General features: G+C 56.9%; 15 protein-coding genes. 8 read left to right on the top strand and 7 right to left on the bottom strand.

What is annotated here, in order from left to right:
• The first annotated feature begins 76 nt into the window (after nt 1-76).
• From SIK69_RS12950 to yfaU, 6 genes are all read left to right on the top strand, one after another.
• Entirely contained in the window at nt 77-619 is a 543-nt protein-coding gene (locus SIK69_RS12950; RefSeq protein ID WP_319628862.1) for a YfaZ family outer membrane protein, read from the top strand.
• A gap of 87 nt (nt 620-706) precedes the next feature.
• Nucleotides 707-1,906, top strand: a complete 1,200-nt coding sequence (locus SIK69_RS12945) for a nicotinamide mononucleotide deamidase-related protein YfaY (protein WP_319786249.1) — start codon at nt 707-709, stop codon at nt 1,904-1,906.
• Nucleotides 1,907-2,113: 207 nt separating this feature from the next.
• Nucleotides 2,114-2,899, top strand: a complete 786-nt coding sequence (locus tag SIK69_RS12940) for an IclR family transcriptional regulator (RefSeq protein WP_319628864.1) — start codon at nt 2,114-2,116, stop codon at nt 2,897-2,899.
• 12 nt (nt 2,900-2,911) lie between these two features.
• Nucleotides 2,912-4,117 (top strand): L-rhamnonate dehydratase, encoded by a 1,206-nt coding sequence (gene rhmD / locus SIK69_RS12935; protein WP_319628865.1) that lies wholly within the window; start codon nt 2,912-2,914, stop codon nt 4,115-4,117.
• A 71-nt stretch (nt 4,118-4,188) separates the two neighbouring features.
• Entirely contained in the window at nt 4,189-5,478 is a 1,290-nt protein-coding gene (locus SIK69_RS12930) for an MFS transporter (RefSeq protein ID WP_319786248.1), read from the top strand.
• A gap of 31 nt (nt 5,479-5,509) precedes the next feature.
• Nucleotides 5,510-6,313, top strand: a complete 804-nt coding sequence (gene yfaU / locus SIK69_RS12925; RefSeq protein WP_319786247.1) for a 2-keto-3-deoxy-L-rhamnonate aldolase — start codon at nt 5,510-5,512, stop codon at nt 6,311-6,313.
• On the opposite strand, the gene glpC is transcribed toward yfaU, so the two are convergent.
• Genes glpC through glpA form a run of 3 tightly spaced genes read right to left on the bottom strand, consistent with a single transcriptional unit; the run spans nt 6,314 to nt 10,375 of the window.
• Nucleotides 6,314-7,513 carry an anaerobic glycerol-3-phosphate dehydrogenase subunit GlpC gene (glpC, locus tag SIK69_RS12920; RefSeq protein WP_319786246.1) on the bottom strand — a complete coding sequence of 400 codons (1,200 nt, stop codon included), beginning with the start codon at nt 7,511-7,513 and terminating at the stop codon, nt 6,314-6,316. It abuts the gene before it with no gap.
• Complete coding sequence (gene glpB / locus SIK69_RS12915) at nt 7,510-8,757, bottom strand: glycerol-3-phosphate dehydrogenase subunit GlpB (protein ID WP_319786245.1); 1,248 nt, start codon at nt 8,755-8,757, stop codon at nt 7,510-7,512. The genes glpC and glpB overlap by 4 nt, the downstream gene beginning before the upstream one ends.
• Complete coding sequence (gene glpA / locus SIK69_RS12910; RefSeq protein WP_319786244.1) at nt 8,747-10,375, bottom strand: anaerobic glycerol-3-phosphate dehydrogenase subunit A; 1,629 nt, start codon at nt 10,373-10,375, stop codon at nt 8,747-8,749. The genes glpB and glpA overlap by 11 nt, the downstream gene beginning before the upstream one ends.
• Nucleotides 10,376-10,636: 261 nt before the next feature.
• Between glpA and glpT the strand changes: the two genes are divergently transcribed.
• A complete protein-coding gene (gene glpT / locus SIK69_RS12905; RefSeq protein WP_319628870.1) occupies nt 10,637-11,992 on the top strand; it encodes a glycerol-3-phosphate transporter in 1,356 nt (451 codons plus the stop codon).
• A gap of 93 nt (nt 11,993-12,085) precedes the next feature.
• On the opposite strand, the gene yfaE is transcribed toward glpT, so the two are convergent.
• From yfaE to ubiG, 4 genes are all read right to left on the bottom strand, one after another.
• Nucleotides 12,086-12,340: a class I ribonucleotide reductase maintenance protein YfaE gene (gene yfaE / locus SIK69_RS12900; RefSeq protein ID WP_319628871.1), complete on the bottom strand. Its 255-nt coding sequence runs from the start codon at nt 12,338-12,340 to the stop codon at nt 12,086-12,088.
• Nucleotides 12,340-13,470 carry a class Ia ribonucleoside-diphosphate reductase subunit beta gene (nrdB, locus tag SIK69_RS12895; RefSeq protein ID WP_319628872.1) on the bottom strand — a complete coding sequence of 377 codons (1,131 nt, stop codon included), beginning with the start codon at nt 13,468-13,470 and terminating at the stop codon, nt 12,340-12,342. The genes yfaE and nrdB overlap by 1 nt, the downstream gene beginning before the upstream one ends.
• Before the next feature lie 98 nt (nt 13,471-13,568).
• Nucleotides 13,569-15,854 (bottom strand): class 1a ribonucleoside-diphosphate reductase subunit alpha, encoded by a 2,286-nt coding sequence (gene nrdA / locus SIK69_RS12890; RefSeq protein WP_319628873.1) that lies wholly within the window; start codon nt 15,852-15,854, stop codon nt 13,569-13,571.
• 346 nt (nt 15,855-16,200) lie between these two features.
• Entirely contained in the window at nt 16,201-16,926 is a 726-nt protein-coding gene (ubiG, locus tag SIK69_RS12885; RefSeq protein WP_319786243.1) for a bifunctional 2-polyprenyl-6-hydroxyphenol methylase/3-demethylubiquinol 3-O-methyltransferase UbiG, read from the bottom strand.
• Nucleotides 16,927-17,084: 158 nt separating this feature from the next.
• Between ubiG and gyrA the strand changes: the two genes are divergently transcribed.
• Nucleotides 17,085-19,733 (top strand): DNA topoisomerase (ATP-hydrolyzing) subunit A, encoded by a 2,649-nt coding sequence (gyrA, locus tag SIK69_RS12880; protein ID WP_319628875.1) that lies wholly within the window; start codon nt 17,085-17,087, stop codon nt 19,731-19,733.
• Nucleotides 19,734-19,838 lie beyond the last annotated feature (105 nt).

Raw genomic sequence — 19,838 nt, 5'->3', positions numbered from 1 at the left:
ATTCCTGTGCGTTCAGCAGTACAATTCAGCCGTTTTCGGGAGTTTTTATTAATTTGTGTTTGCTGGAACGTAAAAAATGAAAAAAGGTATTTTGTTAGGTCTGTCCGGACTGCTGTTTGTGTCTGCCGCCGCCAACGCTATCAGCGTCAGCGGTCAGGCAGGTGAACACTACACCAACCTGGGCGTCGGTTTTGGAACGGAATCTACCGGTCTGGCAATGAGCGGTAACTGGACTCACAGTGATAACGACGGCGACGCCGCCAGCCTTGGTTTGGGTCTGAACATTCCGCTGGGGCCGTTTATTGCCACCGTCGGTGGGAAAGGTATTTACACCAATCCCAATGACGGCGACGAAGGCTATGCCGCCGCGGTGGGTGGGGGTCTGCAGTGGCAGATTGGCGACAGCTTCCGTCTGTTCGGCGAGTACTATTACTCTCCGGACTCGCTCTCCAGCGGCATAGAGAGCTATCAGGAAGCGAACGCCGGTGGTCGCTGGACTATCATGCGTCCAATCAGCATCGAAGCGGGTTACCGCTATCTGAGCCTTGCGGGCAAAGATGGCAACCGCGACAACACCATTGCAGACGGCCCGTACGTTGGTGTAAGCGCCGCGTTCTGATCCTCCGGCGCGGCATTCTGTCGCGCCTGTTTTCCTTTTCTCCCTCGCCTCCGCTATAGTAAATCGTCCTCTTGTAAGGAGAAAACGATGATAAACGTGGAGATGCTGTCCACCGGTGACGAAGTGCTGCATGGGCAAATTATTGACACCAATGCGGCATGGCTTGCTGATTACTTATTTACCCAGGGATTGCCGTTAACCCGGCGCAATACCGTTGGCGATAGCCTCGATGCACTGGTGTCGGTCCTGCGCGAACGCAGTCAACATGCCGATATTCTGATAGTCAACGGCGGCCTTGGGCCGACCAGTGACGATCTCAGCGCGCTGGCCGCCGCCACCGCCAAAGGGGAAGAGCTGGTGCTGCATGAGGCATGGCTCACCCAGATGGAGAAATTCTTTAGCGAACGTGGTCGGGTGATGGCCCCGAGCAACCGCAAGCAGGCTGAAATCCCCGCCAGCGCGGAAATGATTGATAACCCGGTCGGCACCGCCTGCGGATTCGCGCTTCAGCTTAATCGCTGTCTGATGTTTTTCACCCCAGGCGTGCCGTCTGAATTCAAAGTGATGGTCACCGACCAGATCCTGCCGCGTCTGCGTGCGCGTTTTGCCCTGAGCGAACCGCCGCTATGCCTGCGTTTAACCACCTTTGGCCGTTCTGAAAGCGACCTGGCGCAGCAGCTTGACCCACTGGTTATGCCGCCGGGTGTCACGATGGGCTACCGCTCATCGATGCCGATAATTGAACTCAAGCTGACCGGGCCTGCCTCGGAACGCGACGCGATGCTCGCCCTGTGGCCGGAAGTGCAAAAGGTCGCGGGCGAAAGTCTGATTTTTGAAGGCACCGAGGGGCTGGCGGCGCAAATTGCGCGCACCCTACAGGAAAGCACCCTGAGCATCACGCTTAGCGAGCAGTTCACTTCCGGACTGATCGCGTTACAGCTGGGACGCGAAAACGCGCCGCTGCTGGCGAGTGAAGTGGTGCCGTGTCAGGAGGAAACCCTGGCGCAGACCGCGCACTGGACCGCAGAACGGCGGGTGAAACACTTTGCCGGGCTGGCGTTAGCCGTCAGTGGGCTGGAGCAGGATCGTCTGAACTTCGCGCTCTCGACCCCGGAAGGCACCCATGCGCTACAGGTGAAATTCAGCACCTCACGCCACAGTCTGGCCATACGGCAGGAAGTTTGCGCCATGATGGCCCTGAACCTTCTGCGTCGTTGGCTGCACGGGAAAGAGATGACCACCGGGCACGGCTGGGTGAATGTCGTCGATTCATTGTTCCTGCCCTAAATTCTGCATCCCCGCGTGCCGGAGCCCGTCCGGCACGCATTTTGTCCAACCGGTTGTACTCCTCTTAAAAAAATCTGTGCGTTATCTCCCATATTTAGTTCAGGAAAAGCTCAACTGGGCGGACACCGTTTGGACTATGACCGCGTTCACACTTTGACCGAGGCTCAGCCGTAACACTGATTCCAGTATTCAGGATTGGAGTCCAGTATGTTGGAATCAAGCAAAGTCCCGGCGCTTGCCCGCGCCATACAAATTCTCGACCTGATCGGGCGCATCGGCCCGTGCAGCGCCGCCACCATCATTGATGAGCTGGCTATTCCCAAAAGCACCGCTTATCTGCTGCTCGGCGAACTGAAGAAGCAGCGTTTTTTGCGCATGGATAATCGCGATAACTATTGTCTGTGGACCCGGCTGGTGGAGCTGGCCGGGCAGGCGTTGGGGAAAATGGACCTGCGTGAACTGGCGCGTCCACGTCTGACGCAGCTAATGGACGAGTGCGGCCTGTTGTGCCATCTCGGGATCATTGATGGCGAAAACGCGTATTACATCCTCAAGATTGAATCCTCCTCGACCATCAGCGTGCGCTCGCACGAAGGCAAAAGCCTGTCGTTATATCGCTCCGGGATAGGCAAATGCCTGCTGGCCTGGCAGCCGGAAAACGTCCGCGAGGCCGTTGTTTCCACGCTCGACTGGCAGCAGGCCACCCCGACGACCCTCACCACTGCTGACGGTCTGCATACAGAGCTGGCCCGCATTCGTGCCCGCGGCTGGAGCTTCGATAACGGCGAAGATTATCCCGATGTACGCTGCGTAGCCGCCCCGGTGTTTAACGCCAGCAACCAGCTTACGGCCGCTATTTCCGTGGTCGGTACGCGCCTGCAAATCAACGACGACAACCGCGACTATCTCGCCGGGAAAGCGATTGCCTGTGCGAAAGACATTTCCCGTCTGTTGGGCTGGAAAAGCCCCTTTGAACAACAACAAGCCTCATAACAGGAGAACATCATGACCTTACCGAAAATTAAACATATCCGGGCCTGGTTTCTGGGCGGTGCCACGGCAGAAAAAGGCGCTGGCGGCGGCGATTATCATGACCAGGGCGCGGATCACTGGATTGACGATCACATCGCCACGCCAATGAGCAAATATAAACAGTATGAGCAGTCCCGACAGTCGTTCGGCATTAACGTGCTCGGCACCTTAGTGGTGGAAGTCGAGGCTGAAAACGGGCAAACCGGATTTGCAGTTTCCACCGCAGGTGAAATGGGCTGCTTTATCGTCGAGAAACACCTGAACCGCTTTATCGAAGGCAAATGTGTGAGCGATATCAAGCTTATCCATGACCAGATGATGAATGCCACGATGTACTATTCCGGCTCTGGCGGCCTGGTGATGAACACCATTTCCTGCATCGATCTGGCGTTATGGGATCTGTTCGGCAAAGTTGTCGGCCTGCCAGTGTACAAACTGCTGGGCGGCGCGGTGCGAGACGAGATTCAGTTCTATGCCACCGGTGCCCGTCCGGATCTGGCGAAGGAGATGGGCTTCATCGGCGGTAAAATGCCTACCCATTTTGGCCCGCATGATGGCGATGCGGGGATCCGCAAAGATGCGGCGATGGTTGCCGAGTATCGCGAAAAATGCGGCCCGGATTTCTGGCTGATGCTCGACTGCTGGATGAGCCAGGACGTGAACTATGCCACAAAGCTGGCCCACGCCTGCGCCCCGTACAACCTGAAATGGATTGAAGAATGCCTGCCGCCACAGCAGTACGAGGGCTATCGGGAGTTGAAGCGTAACGCCCCGGCGGGAATGATGGTTACCAGCGGGGAACATCACGGCTCGCTGCAATCGTTCCGTACTCTGGCGGAAACCGGGATTGACATCATGCAGCCGGACGTCGGCTGGTGCGGTGGCCTGACGACGCTGGTGGAAATCGCCGCTATCGCTAAATCGCGTGGACAGCTGGTGGTGCCGCACGGGTCGTCGGTTTACTCGCACCACGCCGTTATCACCTTCACCAATACCCCATTCAGCGAATTCCTGATGACCAGTCCGGACTGTTCGACCCTGCGTCCACAGTTTGACCCGATCCTGCTTGATGAGCCGGTGCCAGTGAACGGTCGGATGCACAAGAGCGTGCTGGATAAACCGGGCTTTGGCGTGGAGCTGAATCGCGACTGCCACCTGACCCGTCCATACAGCCACTAAGCCGGCACTCATCCAGCACTAAACCGCTGCGTCACGGTGAGTCGTGGCGCAGGTTTCCTGAGGATAATGCGATGAATACCACCCTGATTGAGCGCGTGGTGAAGAAAAACCGCGTGCGTTTGATCCCGTTCATGCTGGCACTGTACGTGCTGGCGTTCCTCGATCGCTCAAACATCGGCTTTGCGAAAGAGACGTATCAGCTGGATACCGGTTTGAGCAACGAGGCATATGCGCTCGGGGCCGGGATCTTCTTCGTGGTGTATGCCTTTCTCGGCGTACCGGCCAACCTGCTGATGCGCAAGTTCGGGGCCCGGTACTGGATTGGCGGCACCACATTATTGTGGGGGGGTCTCTCCGCCGCGATGGCGTGGGCCGACACCGAAGCCAAATTTCTGCTGGTACGTACGCTGTTGGGCGCGGCGGAGGCAGGCTTCTTCCCCGGCATGATTTACCTCACCTCCCAGTGGTTCCCACAGCGCAACCGCGCCAGCATCATGGGGCTGTTTTACATGGGCGCGCCGCTGGCGCTGACGCTCGGCTCACCGCTGTCCGGTGCGCTGCTGGAGATGCACGGTTTTCTCGGCCATCCCGGCTGGTTCTGGATGTTTTTAATCGAAGGCGTGCTGGCTGTCGGCGCAGGGATTTTCACTTTCTTCTGGCTGGACGATACGGCGCAGAAGGCACGTTTCCTGAGCGCCGAAGAAAAGCAGGCGCTTGTCCGGCAGTTAGCCAGCGAAGAAGAACACAAGGTCGCCTCCAGGCTTAGCGATGCGCTGCGTAACGGGCGGGTGTGGCAGTTAGCGATGATTTATCTCTGCATTCAGGTGGCGGTCTACGGCCTGATCTTCTTCCTGCCGACCCAGGTCGCGGCCCTGCTTGGGACTAAAGTGGGCTTTTATGCTTCGATGGTGACGGCTATCCCGTGGGTCTTCGCCCTGTTTGGCACCTGGCTTATTCCGCGCTATTCCGACAAAACCGGCGAACGACGCAACGTTGCGGCGCTGACATTGCTGGCTGCGGCGATTGGCATCGGCGTGTCGGGCCTGGTGTCGCCGGTGCTGGCCATCGTGGCACTGTGCGTCGCGGCGGTGGGGTTTATCGCCGTACAGCCGGTGTTCTGGACCATGCCGACACAACTGCTGTCGGGCACTGCACTGGCGGCGGGGATCGGTTTTGTGAACCTGTTCGGTGCGGTGGGCGGGTTTATAGCGCCTATTCTGCGCGTACAGGCTGAAACACTGTTTGCCAGCAGTTCGGCGGGCTTACTGACGCTGGCGGCGGTCGCCATGGTCGGGACCCTGCTGATTTTTTCACTGCATGTTTCACGCCCGGCCACTCAGCCTGACGGGTTGCCTGATTAACGTACTGCCTAATTGACTGCAAAGGATGACTATGAACACGATTTTAGCGAACCCGTTTAAAGCCGCACTTCAGCGCGGGGAAACGCAGATTGGCCTGTGGCTGAGTTCGACCTCGGCGTATATGGCGGAAATCGCCGCCACCTCGGGCTATGACTGGCTGCTGATTGATGGCGAGCATGCGCCCAACACCGTGCAGGATTTGTACCACCAGCTGCAGGCGATAGCCCCTTACGCCAGCCAGCCGGTTATCCGTCCGGTGGACGATAATCGCAGCCTGATTAAACAGGTGCTGGATATCGGCACCCGCACGCTGCTGATCCCGATGGTTGAAAGCGCGGCACAGGCCCGCGACATTGTCAGCGCCACCCGCTATCCGCCGCTGGGCGTCCGCGGCGTGGGAGCCAGCGTTGCCCGGGCTGCCCGCTGGGGACGCGTCGAAAACTATATGGCGCAGGCCAACGAGGAACTGTGCGTGCTGATTCAGGTGGAAACCAAAGCGGCGCTGGATAACCTCGATGCGATTCTGGAAGTGGACGGTATTGACGGGGTATTTATCGGGCCTGCCGATCTTTCGGCCTCGTTAGGCTTTCCGGATAACGCCGGGCATCCTGAGGTACAGTGCATTATTGAGGAGAGTATTGGTCGGATCCGCAAGGCCGGAAAAGCGGCGGGGATCCTCGCCGTTGACCCGGAAATGGCGAAGCGTTGCCTGCAATGGGGGGCAAACTTTGTCGCCGTTGGGGTGGATACGATGCTTTATACCGAGGCGCTTGACCAGCGGCTGGCGCAGTTCAAAGCCACGCCAGCCGCATACGTCGTGAAAAACAGCTACTGATTAGTTTGGCATGATTAACGCCTGCGCCAGCAGGCTGATCGGATGTTCACAGCGTTTGCTTGTGGACATCTCGATTTGCCATTTGCAGGTTTCGCAGTCGGTGATCACCAGGTCCGCGCCGCTGTCTTCAATCTGACGAAACAGCGGGCCGCCTATCGCCTGTGACGTATCGTAGTTTTCCGCTTTAAAACCGTAGGTTCCGGCAATGCCGCAGCATTGTGAGTCCAGCACCATCACGTCCAGCCCAGGGATTTGACGTAGCAGTTCAAGGGTATAAATTGCCCAGCCCATTTTTTCCATGTGACAGGGCGTGTGATACACCACTTTCAGCGGCAGACGGCGCAACGGCAACGACTTTCCGCCATCCAGCTGTTTCCACAGCCAGCGGGTGGCCAGTTCGATATGGTCGCGCACATCGTGGTTATCGATGTCCAGCAGATGCGGATATTCATCGCGCAGGGTGAAGGCGCAGGTGGAGGAGGTGGCAATCGCCGGGAGCTGCTTTTCCACCACTGCTTTACGCAGCGAGGCGGTATTAACCTGCGCCTGTTTGCGCGCTTTGTCGATAAACCCGTTGGCGATCAGCGGCACGCCGCAGCACTTCTCTTTTTCCAGCAGTTGCACGCCAATATCGAGTGCGTTGAGCACCTTGAGCAAATCTTTGCCGAGTTGCGGGTTGTTGTAATTGACATAGCAGCCGTGGAAAAACGCCACCTGCTCGGGGTACTGTGCCTGCTGCTTCGCCACCTGGCGATACCAGCGCCGGAAGGTGCCCGAGCCGTATTTCGGCAGGGTGCGGCGATGGTCGATTTTGAGCACGCTGTCGAGCAGGCGGCGAACCGGTTTCAGCCCGGTGGTGGCATTAACGATCGGCGCGAACGGCGTCGACAGGCTGCCCATTAAATCGGTGTGGCTGAGGATGGCATCGCGCAGGGTCGGTTTCTGCTGGCTGAACTGCGCCCGGGCGCGCTGGATAATATCGCCGATCCTGACGTCTGACGGGCAGGCAACCTCACAGCGTTTGCAGTTGATGCAGTATTTTAGCGCCTCGTCGTACAGCGCGCCGTCTTTCAGACGCAGACGTTCGCCGTCCGGCCCGGCCTGTTTCGGGCCAGGATAGCGTGGGTTCGCACGGCTGACCGGACAGGCGGTGGTGCAGACGGTGCATTTGATGCAGCTTTCAAAACGGGTATCACTCATGGCTGACCTCCGGCGAGTTCGGCAATCTGGCGGGCGACATGCAGGGCGGTGACGGCGCTGACGCCCCCGGCGCAGCCCTGCGTAATGCCGTCAAAACCGCCCAGCACACCGCCAATGGCAAACAGGTTATCGAAGCGTTTGCCGTGACGTAGCGCGCGCAGGGAGGTATCCGTCTGCACGCCAAACCGCTGCCACGGCTGCGGTTCGAAGAAATCGCGCCGGGTCCAGCTTTCGCGTGGGGCAGATTGCAGCACGTCCAGCCCCAGCAGCGGTTCGAACACGCCTTCCCGGCTGGCAATCAGCCCGTTACTAAAGAAGCTGCCGCTGGCCAGCACCGCAAAACGGGTGTGCAGCGGGACATCGCCATGATTGCGAGTAGAGATGGCGCTGATGTTTTGCCCGTCATGGGCAATGTCTGTTACCGCGTCTCCGGCCAGCCACACCCCGCCATTTTTTACGAACTGGCGTTGCAGCAACGTATGCAGTCGGATACCCGGCACCGACGGCGGCAGGGTGGGCAGTAACGCCAGCCCACAGGGCAGGGTTTCATTCAGCCAGTGCCACAGGCTGTTATCCTGCAATCCGAAACAGGCGGGCAGCAGCAGCCTGTCGTAGTCAGTGGCCAGCGGCAGCAGCGCTGCGTGGAGGCTGCGCCACTGTTCACCGTCGTCGAGCATCCGCGCCAGATTTACCGAGCGGAATTCAGAGGCGTTGTCGCGCAGCACATCCAGCTGCGGAAGCACAATCTCCAGCGCCTCGACGGTGACGCCGGTCTGACGTAAAGAGGCGGCTACCAGATGGGGCTGGAAATCGATAAATCCGCTGATACCGACCACCGCAATCCGTTCCCCTTGCTGCGGGGCGAGAGCGATATCCGGCGGCGTGAGCCACGCCTGACGCAGGGTGCCGATCGGTGTAATACGCCGATGCGGCTGGTTGACCTGCCCCAGCATAGCGATTCCGCACTCGGCCAGCAGCGTTTCGGTTTGACGCGCGTAGTCGAGCACCGCGTTTTTACCGAGCAGGCTGTAAGGGTGAAGAGGTTCTTCTGTGGTCAAGGTGTCGAGCGCCGCGTCCAGCGTCTGTGATGTGGCGTGGCCCAGCAAATCCAGCGAGCCGGAAGAGAAGTGCAGCCCACTCTGACCCCGGCTGATAATGGCGGGGCGTAACCCTTGCCGGGTGAGTGACAGCCCGCAGAGTAAACCCGCCAGTCCGCCGCCGATGATGACGGTATCAAATTTCATCGTGATGCTCCTTTTCCAGACCGCACAACCCTTGCCATACCCAGCGGGTAAATTCGCTTTCGCGTAACGCATCGCCCCAGGCGATGGGCTGCACGCCCTGCCAGCGCTCGTTGAGAAATTCGGACAGTTGATTCAGCGACTGCGCGGGGGTCGTAACCTGATAGCGGTGCAACAGGGCGGCGGCGCGACAGGCGCACAGCTCTCCCTGACAGGTGCCCATGCCCACGCGGATACGACGGCGCAAATCGAGCAGATTTTTCACCGCCAGATTTTCGACCGCGTACTGCACTTCTCCGGCGGTCACCGCCTCGCATTCACAAACCAGGCTGCGGTGCAGGCGCGAATCGCCGAGCCAGGCGGGGGTTCTGTCGCCATGACGATAAATGGCCGAACCGCGCAGCGGGGCGGGCAGGGAGATGATTTTATGCAGTGATTTTTCAGTCGGTTCCTGTGAGCCGGGTAGCGGCGTCTCAGCGGTAGTACAGCGCGCGTTGTGGTTCAGCTTGCGACACACTGCGTCGGTGGCCATTTCAGCCATCAGACGATAGGTCATCAGCTTGCCACCGGTGATAGTGATGAACCCTTCCAGGCCATCGCGCGCGGCGTGGTCAAGCAGTACGATGCCACGGCTGACGTTGCGCCCGCTCGGGTCATCCTCGCTGGCAACCAGCGGACGTACCCCGCAGTAGGCGCGCAGAATACGGCTGGTGGCGATTGCCGGGGCCAGTTTTTCGCCTTCCCGCAGCAGAATATCCACTTCGGCAGCCGTCACCCGGTTGCAGTCGATGTCGCGATAATCAATGTGCGTGGAGGTGGTGCCGATCAGCGAAATCGTATCACCGGGCACCAGAATGTCGGCATCAGCCGGTTTGCGGCAGCGGTTAATCACGTGCTGGTTAATGCGATGGTCGAAAATGAGCAGCGATCCTTTGGCCGGGAACATGCGTACGCTCAGTTCGGCGTATTCGGCGATGCGCTGCCCCCAGATCCCACCCGCATTGACCACCACCTGGGCATAAAGCTGTTCGCTGGTTTGCCGTGTGCGGTCCCAGACGTTTACGCCGCAGACGCGTTCGCCCTGACGGATCAGCCCCGTGACTTCGCAGCCGGTGCGGATGACAGCCCCGTGCTCGCGGGCATCCAGCATGTTGGCCGCGGTGAGACGGAAAGGATCGACGGTACCATCGGGCACTTTTACCGCGCCAATCACATTCGGGTTCACCGCAGGTTCCATCGCCAGCGCCTGCGCCCGGGTCAGTGGCTGAGCGTCAATGTTTGCCGCGAGGCAGGCCTCGATAAAGGTGTGCTGATAGTCCAGCGAATCTTCCGGTAGGGTGATGAACAGACCTTCCGTGGCGTCGGTGCAGTGGCGGGCGATGCGTTTCAGGATGGCGTTTTCGGCGATGCACTCGCGGGCAGATTCCGGATCGGTAACCGCATAACGTGCCCCGCTATGCAACAGGCCATGATTGCGCCCCGTGGCTCCAGTGGCGATATCGTCGCGTTCAACCAGAATGGCCTTCAGGCCGCGGCGGGCGCAGTCGCGGGCTATCCCGGCACCGGTGGCACCGCCGCCGATCACTATCACATCGGCTTCACTGACCGTGGAAAGAGTCATGCTATTCCCTCAATGTTCGTTTTATTCCATTAAGCCACAACAAGACTGTGGTTTGTTTGATTGCGAGCATATTCGAGCATAAAACGAAAATGAAACGTGATTCCGTGCTCAAAATGGAATCTCTGTCATAAATCTGTAACATTTTGTGCGACATTTCACAGTACAGGGCCAACACTTTGCCTACCATCCAGCCGCAGATAAGTATGGCGAGCGCACCACCCCGGTGAGACTCGCCTGATAATGATGGTCACGGAGGCGACTATGCTCAGTATTTTCAAACCTGCCGCGCACACGGCGAGAGTGCCGGATGCGCAGATCGATTCGCACTATCGCCGTTTGCGGTGGCAAATTTTCCTGGGGATTTTCTTCGGCTATGCGGCGTACTACCTGGTGCGCAAAAACTTCGCATTAGCCATGCCATATCTGATTGAACAGGGGTTCTCGCGCGGCGATTTGGGCTTCGCGCTGTCGGGGATTTCCATCGCCTACGGTTTCTCAAAATTCATTATGGGTTCGGTCTCTGACCGCTCGAATCCGCGCGTCTTTTTACCCGCCGGGCTGATCCTTGCGGCGGTGGTGATGCTGTTTATGGGCTTTGTGCCGTGGGCGACGTCGAGCATCATGATTATGTTCGGGCTGCTGTTTGTCTGCGGTTGGTTCCAGGGTATGGGCTGGCCGCCGTGCGGACGCACCATGGTTCACTGGTGGTCACAGAAAGAGCGGGGCGGAATCGTGTCGGTGTGGAACTGCGCGCATAACGTTGGCGGTGGCTTGCCGCCGCTGCTGTTCCTGCTGGGGATGGCGTGGTTTAACGACTGGCACGCGGCGCTGTATATGCCTGCGTTTGGCGCGATCCTGGTGGCGATTATTGCCTTTGCTCTGATGCGCGATACCCCGCAGTCCTGCGGTTTGCCGCCAATTGAAGAGTATAAAAACGATTACCCGGATGACTATAGCGAGAAGAACGAAGAAGAGCTGACGGCTAAGCAGATTTTCATGCAGTACGTGCTGCCGAATAAACTACTGTGGTATATCGCGGTCGCCAACGTGTTCGTGTATCTGCTGCGCTACGGCATTCTCGACTGGTCCCCGACCTATCTGAAAGAAGTGAAGCATTTCGCGCTGGATAAATCATCCTGGGCCTACTTCCTGTATGAATATGCGGGGATCCCGGGCACGCTGCTGTGCGGCTGGATGTCGGACAAAGTGTTCCGGGGAAATCGCGGGGCGACCGGGGTATTCTTTATGATTCTGGTAACCATTGCGACCATCGTTTACTGGCTCAATCCGCCGGGTAATCCGGGTGTGGATATGGCCTGTATGATTATTATCGGCTTCCTGATTTACGGTCCGGTGATGCTGATTGGTCTGCACGCCCTGGAACTGGCACCGAAGAAAGCGGCCGGCACAGCCGCCGGATTTACCGGGCTGTTTGGTTATCTTGGCGGTTCCGTCGCGGCGAGTGCCATCGTCGGGTATACCGTCGATTTCTTCGGCTGGGATGGTGGCTTTATGGTGATGATCGGCGGCAGCATTCTGGCGGTGGTTTTACTGCTGGTGGTGATGGTCGGCGAGCGCAAACATCATCGGGAGATACAGGCCAAACGCGGGAGTTGAGTTTTAGCGCCCGGTGGCGGCTACGCCTTACCGGGCCTACTTGGCACGTCGGCCCGTGCAAGCGCAGCGCCGCCGGGCGTTTCGCAATGACAATTACATCTCGATTTCAATATCGCCTTTGGCGCGACAGCAGCAGGGCAGTATTTCACCGTGCTGTATGAATGCCAGCGGCTCGGTCAGCCAATCGACCTGGCCGGACACCAGTCGACAGCGGCAGGAGCCGCAATAGCCTTCCCGGCACTGAAATTCAACCGCCACGTTATGCGACTCCAGCGCTACCAGTAACGAGGGGTGTTCTTCCTGGCACACTAACTCGGTGCCAGTCAGACGAAGGGTCACGCGGCCCATCAGAGCTGGAAGTTGCTCAGGTCGTCGGCATCGACATTGGAATCAATTTGACCGACCAGATACGAGCTGACTTCAACTTCCTGTGGTGCCACCTGGACGTTATCAGACACCAGCCAGGTGTTGATCCACGGAATCGGGTTAGAGCGTGTCTGGAACGGCAGATCCAGGCCCACCGCCTGCATACGGATGTTGGTGATGTACTCAATGTACTGGCACAGAATGTCTTTGTTCAGACCAATCATCGAACCGTCGCGGAACAGGTATTCTGCCCACTCTTTCTCCTGCTGCGCCGCCAGCACGAACAGGTCATAGCACTCCTGTTTGCACTCTTCGGCAATCTCCGCCATTTCCGGGTCGTCCTGGCCGGAGCGCAGCAGATTCAGCATGTGCTGGGTGCCGGTCAGGTGTAGAGCTTCGTCGCGGGCGATCAGGCGGATGATTTTGGCGTTGCCTTCCATCAGCTTACGTTCAGCGAACGCAAACGAGCAGGCGAAGCTGACGTAGAAGCGAATCGCTTCCAGCGCGTTGACGCTCATCAGGCACAGATACAGTTTCTTTTTCAACTCACGCAGGTTCACGGTCACGGTTTTGCCGTTAACGTGGTGCGTACCTTCACCCAGCAGATGCCAGTAGCTGGTCAGTTCGATCAGCGAGTCGTAGTAATGGGAGATCCCTTCAGCACGCTTCTGGATTTGCTCGTTGGTCACGATGTCATCAAACACGGTCGCCGGATCGTTGACGATGTTACGGATGATATGGGTGTAAGAGCGCGAGTGAATGGTTTCTGAAAACGCCCAGGTTTCCACCCAGGTTTCCAGTTCTGGAATAGAAATCAGCGGCAGCAGCGCAACGTTCGGGCTACGTCCCTGAATGGAGTCGAGCAGCGTCTGGTACTTCAGGTTGCTGATGAAAATGTGCTTTTCATGGTCAGGCAGCGCCTGATAGTCGATACGGTCGCGGGACACGTCAACTTCTTCCGGACGCCAGAAGAAGGAGAGTTGCTTTTCAATCAGCTTTTCGAAGATGTCATATTTTTGCTGATCGTAGCGTGCCACGTTGACCGGCTGACCGAAAAACATCGGTTCCAGCAGCTGGTTATTTTTCGTCTGTGAAAAAGTGGTATAAGCCATGAATGTGTCCTGTTGAGATTTTATTGCCCGGCGGCATGTTCGTGGCCGGGCCTACAAAATCGTAGGCCGGGTAAGCAGAGCGCCACCCGGCAACTAGCTTAGATTTTACATGCGCCGCTTTCGCAGCCGTCGTCCTGAATGGACGGGGCCATGTCGTCCTGCGCATCTTCTGCGCCATCACGGGTGTTGTGATAGTACAGGGTTTTCACGCCAAATTTATAGGCGGTGAGCAAGTCTTTGAGCAGTTGCTGCATCGGCACTTTACCTGACGGGAAGCGCGTCGGGTCATAGTTGGTGTTCGAAGAAATCGACTGGTCGATAAACTTCTGCATGATCCCCACCAATTGCAGGTAGCCGTCGTTATTCGGCATTTCCCACAGCAGCTCGTAGCTGTTCTGCAGTTTTTCGTAGTCCGGCACCACCTGGCGCAGGATCCCGTCTTTCGACGCTTTGATGCTCACGTGACCGCGCGGCGGCTCAATGCCGTTGGTGGCGTTTGAGATCTGCGATGAGGTCTCAGACGGCATCAGGGCAGACAGCGTGGAGTTACGCAGGCCATGAGTCTTGATAGATTCACGCAGACCTTCCCAGTCGTAATGCAGCGGCTCGTTAACAATCGCATCCAGGTCTTTCTTATAGGTGTCGATTGGCAGCACGCCTTTCGCGTAGGTGGTTTCGTTGAACCACGGGCACGCGCCTTGCTCTTTCGCCAGCTCGTTAGAGGCTTTCAGCAGGTAGTACTGAATGGCTTCAAACGTTTTGTGGGTCAGGTTGTTGCCGCTGCCGTCGGAGTAACGCTTGCCGTTCTTCGCCAGATAGTAAGCAAAGTTAATCACCCCAATACCCAGGGTACGACGGCCCATTGCGCCACGTTTGGCTGCCAGAATTGGGTAATCCTGATAATCGAGCAGGGCATCCAGGGCACGTACCGCGAGGATAGCCAGCTCTTCCAGGTCATCGAGGCTGTCGATAGCACCGAGGTTGAACGCTGACAGCGTACACAGGGCAATTTCACCGTTTTCGTCGTTAACGTCGTCCAGCGGTTTGGTCGGCAGCGCGATTTCCAGACACAGGTTAGATTGGCGCACCGGAGCCACAACCGGATCGAACGGGCTGTGGGTGTTGCAGTGGTCAACGTTCTGGATGTAGATCCGGCCAGTAGAGGCACGTTCCTGCATCACCAGCGAGAACAGTTCAACCGCTTTAATGCGCTGCTTACGGATGCTGTCGTCTTTTTCGTATTTCACGTACAGACGCTCAAACTCGTCCTGATCGGCGAAGAACGCGTCGTACAGGCCCGGCACATCGGACGGGCTGAACAGGGTGATGTCTTCACCTTTCAGCAGACGGGTGTACATCAGTTTGTTGATCTGAACGCCGTAGTCCATATGACGCACGCGGTTCGCTTCGGTCCCACGGTTGTTTTTCAGCACCAGCAGGCTTTCGACTTCCAGATGCCACATCGGATAGAACAGGGTCGCCGCGCCGCCACGAACGCCACCCTGAGAGCAGGATTTCACCGCGGTCTGGAAGTGCTTGTAGAACGGGATACAGCCGGTGTGGAACGCTTCCCCGCCACGGATTGGGCTACCCAGCGCACGGATGCGACCGGCGTTGATACCGATCCCGGCGCGCTGGGAAACGTATTTCACGATAGCGCTGGAGGTGGCATTGATGGAGTCGAGGCTGTCGCCACACTCAATCAGTACGCAGGAGCTGAACTGACGGGTCGGGGTACGCACGCCGGACATAATTGGCGTCGGCAGTGAAATCTTGAAGGTCGATACCGCGTCATAAAAACGCTTCACGTAATCCAGACGGGTTTCACGCGGATAGTTAGAGAACAAGCACGCGGCAACCAGAATGTACAGGAACTGGGCGCTCTCGTAGATTTCGCCCGTGACGCGGTTCTGAACCAGGTATTTACCTTCCAGCTGTTTTACCGCGGCATAAGAGAAGTTCATGTCGCGCCAGTGGTCGATAAAACCGTCCATCTGCTTGAACTCTTCTTCCGTGTAGTCTTCCAGCAGATGACTGTCGTATTTACCCAGCTCAACCATGTTCACAACGTGGTTGTACAGCGCCGGTGGCTCAAACTGGCCATACGCTTTCTTACGCAGATGGAAAATCGCCAGGCGTGCAGCCAGATACTGGTAATCAGGTGCCTCGCGAGAGATTAAATCGGCGGCAGCCTTGATGATGGTCTCGTGGATATCAGAGGTTTTGATGCCGTCGTAGAACTGGATATGAGAGCGCAGTTCAACCTGAGAAATGGAAACGTTGTTCAGCCCTTCGGCTGCCCAGTCCAGCACGCGATGAATTTTATCGAGATTGATTTTCTCAGTCCCGCCATCACGCTTAGTCACCATCAGACTCTGATTCATGTGAGTTGTACCTGTCCGTGAAAAGAAAAATATCCCCCATTTATCCACAGAACGTCGTTGTGACTAACTCTGTGGATAAATACTATATATAGGGGTTGTGCGATAAGTGAAACGCTATATGGTGAGTATTCTAGTAAGGATTCATTTGAGTACAAGAGTTGATTTTGACGTTAATTTAAGGTTGCAAAAGGGTAGCGTAGGCTAAGTCCACGGTTTGTAAGGCCTGGCGAGATTGTCAATATTCGAATAAAAAAAATGAAAATTTGATCGAGTGCTGATTTCTTCAACGGGAAGGTGATTTGCGCAACGCAATGCTGCGCAAACTTTATAAGAATAAGCTATGACGTTAGACGTTTTTTGCCGTTGTATGCAACATGTAGTTAACATCAACGCCCGGCGCGAGTTTGAAATGGTTAGTGACCGGATTGTAGTGCAGGCCGGTGATGTGGCGCTCCTGGAGACAGGTTTGATCGACCCAGCCCAGCAGTTCGGCGGGCTTGATGAATTTCTTCACGTCGTGCGTGCCTTTGGGCACCATTTTCAGCACATATTCCGCGCCCACCACCGCCATCAGCCACGCTTTGCCGTTCCGGTTGATGGTTGAGAAGAACACCTGACCGCCCGGTTTCACCAGCTTCGCACAGGCGTTGACCACCGACTGTGGGTCGGGAACGTGCTCGAGCATTTCCATGCAGGTAACGACATCGTACTGCTGCGCGTGTTTCGCCGCGTGGTCTTCCACGGTTTCCTGGACGTAATCGACCTGAATCCCGGTCTCCAGGGCGTGCAGGCGCGCCACTTGTAAAGGCTCAAAGCCCATATCCAACCCGGTAACGTTAGCCCCTTCACGCGCCATGCTTTCGGCGAGGATCCCGCCGCCGCAGCCGACGTCGAGCACTTTCTTACCAAACAGGCCGTCGGAACGGTTGGCGATGTAGCCTAAACGCAGCGGGTTGATACGGTGCAGCGGTTTAAATTCTCCTTCCAGGTCCCACCAGCGTGAGGCGACAGCTTCGAATTTCGCGATTTCGTCGTGATCGACGTTAGCCACCGGCGGTTTTTCGGCATTCATGGGCGCATTGACTCCTTTTTTCATCAGGCCTGTGAGTATATCAGCACCCCGGCGCGAATAAAGCGCCGAGCAGGTACTATAGGTTTACCTCAATCACGTCGGCTGTGTTATAATTTGCGACCTTTGAATCCGGGAAACAGTAGAGGGATAGCGGTTAGATGAGCGACCTTGCGAGAGAAATTACACCGGTCAACATTGAGGAAGAGCTAAAGAGCTCGTATCTGGATTACGCGATGTCGGTTATTGTCGGCCGTGCACTGCCAGATGTCCGAGATGGACTCAAGCCGGTACACCGTCGCGTACTTTACGCCATGAATGTATTGGGCAATGACTGGAATAAAGCCTACAAAAAATCTGCCCGCGTCGTGGGTGACGTCATCGGTAAATACCACCCTCATGGTGATACCGCCGTGTACGACACCATCGTCCGTATGGCGCAACCATTCTCCCTGCGTTACATGCTGGTCGACGGCCAAGGTAACTTCGGTTCAGTAGACGGCGACTCCGCCGCAGCGATGCGTTATACGGAAATCCGTATGTCGAAAATCGCCCATGAACTGATGGCCGACCTGGAAAAAGACACCGTTGATTTCGTCGATAACTACGACGGCACCGAACGTATTCCAGACGTTATGCCAACCAAGATCCCGAACCTGCTGGTTAACGGTTCGTCGGGTATTGCGGTCGGCATGGCGACGAACATTCCGCCACATAACATCACCGAAGTCATTAACGGCTGCCTGGCGTACATTGATGATGAAGACATCACTGTAGAAGGGCTGATGGAACACATTCCGGGCCCAGACTTCCCGACCGCTGCTATCATCAACGGCCGTCGCGGCATTGAAGAAGCCTATCGTACCGGTCGCGGTAAAATCTACATTCGCGCCCGTGCGGAAGTCGAAGCCGATGCGAAAACCGGTCGTGAAACCATCATCGTCCACGAAATTCCGTATCAGGTGAACAAAGCGCGCCTGATCGAGAAAATCGCCGAGCTGGTGAAAGAGAAACGCGTGGAAGGTATCAGCGCGCTGCGTGACGAGTCTGATAAAGACGGGATGCGCATCGTGATTGAAATCAAACGCGATGCGGTGGGTGAAGTGGTGCTGAACAACCTCTACTCCCAGACTCAGCTGCAGACCTCTTTCGGTATCAACATGGTTGCTCTGCACCATGGCCAGCCGAAGATCATGAACCTGAAAGACATTCTTTCTGCGTTCGTGCGTCACCGCCGCGAAGTCGTGACGCGTCGTACTATCTTCGAACTGCGTAAAGCCCGCGATCGGGCGCACATCCTTGAAGCACTGGCAATTGCGCTGGCGAACATCGATCCGATTATCGAACTGATCCGTCGTGCGCCAACGCCTGCCGAAGCGAAAGCAGGCCTGATCGCCCGTTCATGGGATCTCGGCAACGTTTCCGCGATGCTGGAACGTGCAGGCGATGACGCCGCGCGTCCTGAGTGGCTGGAGCCGCAGTACGGTATTCACGACGGGAAATACTTCCTGACTGAACAGCAGGCTCAGGCGATTCTGGATCTGCGTTTGCAGAAGCTGACCGGCCTTGAGCACGAAAAACTGCTCGACGAGTACAAAGAGCTGCTGGAGCAGATTGCTGAGCTGTTGCACATTCTGGGCAGCGCTGACCGTCTGATGGAAGTGATTCGTGAAGAACTGGAACTCGTTCGCGAGCAGTTCGGCGACGCACGTCGTACCGAAATCACTGCCAATACCGCAGACATCAACATCGAAGACCTGATCAATCAGGAAGACGTTGTGGTGACCCTGTCTCACCAGGGCTACGTGAAATACCAGCCGCTGACCGATTACGAAGCTCAGCGCCGTGGCGGCAAAGGTAAATCGGCTGCCCGTATTAAAGAAGAAGACTTTATCGACCGCCTGCTGGTGGCCAACACCCATGACACGATCCTGATGTTCTCCAGCCGCGGTCGTCTGTACTGGATGAAGGTTTATCAGCTGCCAGAAGCAAGTCGTGGTGCGCGTGGACGTCCAATCGTCAACCTGCTGCCGCTGGAAGCGAACGAACGTATTACCGCCATTCTGCCGGTGCGTGAATACGAAGAGGGCGTTAACGTCTTCATGGCGACCGCCAGCGGTACCGTTAAGAAAACGGCGCTGACTGAGTTCAGCCGTCCACGTTCTGCCGGGATCATCGCGGTGAACCTGAAAGAAGACGATGAACTGATTGGCGTTGACCTGACCAACGGTAACGATGACGCGATGCTGTTCTCTGCCGCCGGTAAAGTGGTGCGCTTTAAAGAGAGTGCAGTGCGTGCCATGGGCCGTACGGCAACGGGTGTTCGCGGCATTAAGCTGGCGGGTGAAGATAAGGTTGTTTCACTTATTATCCCACGCGGTGAAGGTGCGGTTCTGACCGTGACCCAGAACGGCTACGGGAAGCGTACGGCTGAAACCGAATATCCAACCAAGTCACGCGGCACGCAGGGCGTTATCTCGATCAAAGTGACCGAACGTAACGGTTCTGTGGTCGGCGCGGTGCAGGTTGTGGACAGCGACCAGATTATGATGATCACCGATGCCGGCACGCTGGTGCGTACCCGTGTGTCGGAAGTCAGCGTGGTCGGTCGTAACACCCAGGGCGTTATCCTTATCCGTACTGCGGATGATGAAAATGTAGTGGGCCTGCAGCGTGTGGCTGAACCGGTTGACGAAGAAGAGCTGGATGCTATCGACGGTAGCGTCGCAGAAGGCGAAGATGAAATCGCCGCAGAAACTGAGTCTGACGACGATGTTGCCGATGACGCAGCCGATGATGCAGACGAGTAATCGTCTGAATTAATCGCCTGACGTTATCGTGAAAGGGCCAGTGAAAACTGGCCCTTTTTGTTTGAATATTGCGGGTGTGGTGATTTACCGCTACCTTAATCCCAT

The organism is Scandinavium lactucae, from assembly GCF_033843265.1.
GTDB lineage: Bacteria > Pseudomonadota > Gammaproteobacteria > Enterobacterales > Enterobacteriaceae > Scandinavium > Scandinavium lactucae.
The sequence above is the reverse complement of the archived record's forward strand: the minus strand, read 5'-3'. Positions and strand labels throughout refer to the sequence as shown.

Bases quoted from the DNA above. Each gene is read 5' to 3' on its own strand.
- SIK69_RS12940 (WP_319628864.1), top strand. From the start codon at position 2,114: ATGTTGGAATCAAGCAAAGTCCCGGCGCTTGCCCGCGCCATACAAATT.
- rhmD (WP_319628865.1), top strand. From the start codon at position 2,912: ATGACCTTACCGAAAATTAAACATATCCGGGCCTGGTTTCTGGGCGGT.
- ubiG (WP_319786243.1), bottom strand. From the start codon at position 16,926: ATGAATGCCGAAAAACCGCCGGTGGCTAACGTCGATCACGACGAAATC.
- glpT (WP_319628870.1), top strand. From the start codon at position 10,637: ATGCTCAGTATTTTCAAACCTGCCGCGCACACGGCGAGAGTGCCGGAT.
- glpC (WP_319786246.1), bottom strand. From the start codon at position 7,513: ATGAGTGATACCCGTTTTGAAAGCTGCATCAAATGCACCGTCTGCACC.
- yfaE (WP_319628871.1), bottom strand. From the start codon at position 12,340: ATGGGCCGCGTGACCCTTCGTCTGACTGGCACCGAGTTAGTGTGCCAG.
- SIK69_RS12945 (WP_319786249.1), top strand. From the start codon at position 707: ATGATAAACGTGGAGATGCTGTCCACCGGTGACGAAGTGCTGCATGGG.
- nrdB (WP_319628872.1), bottom strand. From the start codon at position 13,470: ATGGCTTATACCACTTTTTCACAGACGAAAAATAACCAGCTGCTGGAA.
- nrdA (WP_319628873.1), bottom strand. From the start codon at position 15,854: ATGAATCAGAGTCTGATGGTGACTAAGCGTGATGGCGGGACTGAGAAA.
- yfaU (WP_319786247.1), top strand. From the start codon at position 5,510: ATGAACACGATTTTAGCGAACCCGTTTAAAGCCGCACTTCAGCGCGGG.
- glpB (WP_319786245.1), bottom strand. From the start codon at position 8,757: ATGAAATTTGATACCGTCATCATCGGCGGCGGACTGGCGGGTTTACTC.
- SIK69_RS12950 (WP_319628862.1), top strand. From the start codon at position 77: ATGAAAAAAGGTATTTTGTTAGGTCTGTCCGGACTGCTGTTTGTGTCT.
- glpA (WP_319786244.1), bottom strand. From the start codon at position 10,375: ATGACTCTTTCCACGGTCAGTGAAGCCGATGTGATAGTGATCGGCGGC.
- gyrA (WP_319628875.1), top strand. From the start codon at position 17,085: ATGAGCGACCTTGCGAGAGAAATTACACCGGTCAACATTGAGGAAGAG.
- SIK69_RS12930 (WP_319786248.1), top strand. From the start codon at position 4,189: ATGAATACCACCCTGATTGAGCGCGTGGTGAAGAAAAACCGCGTGCGT.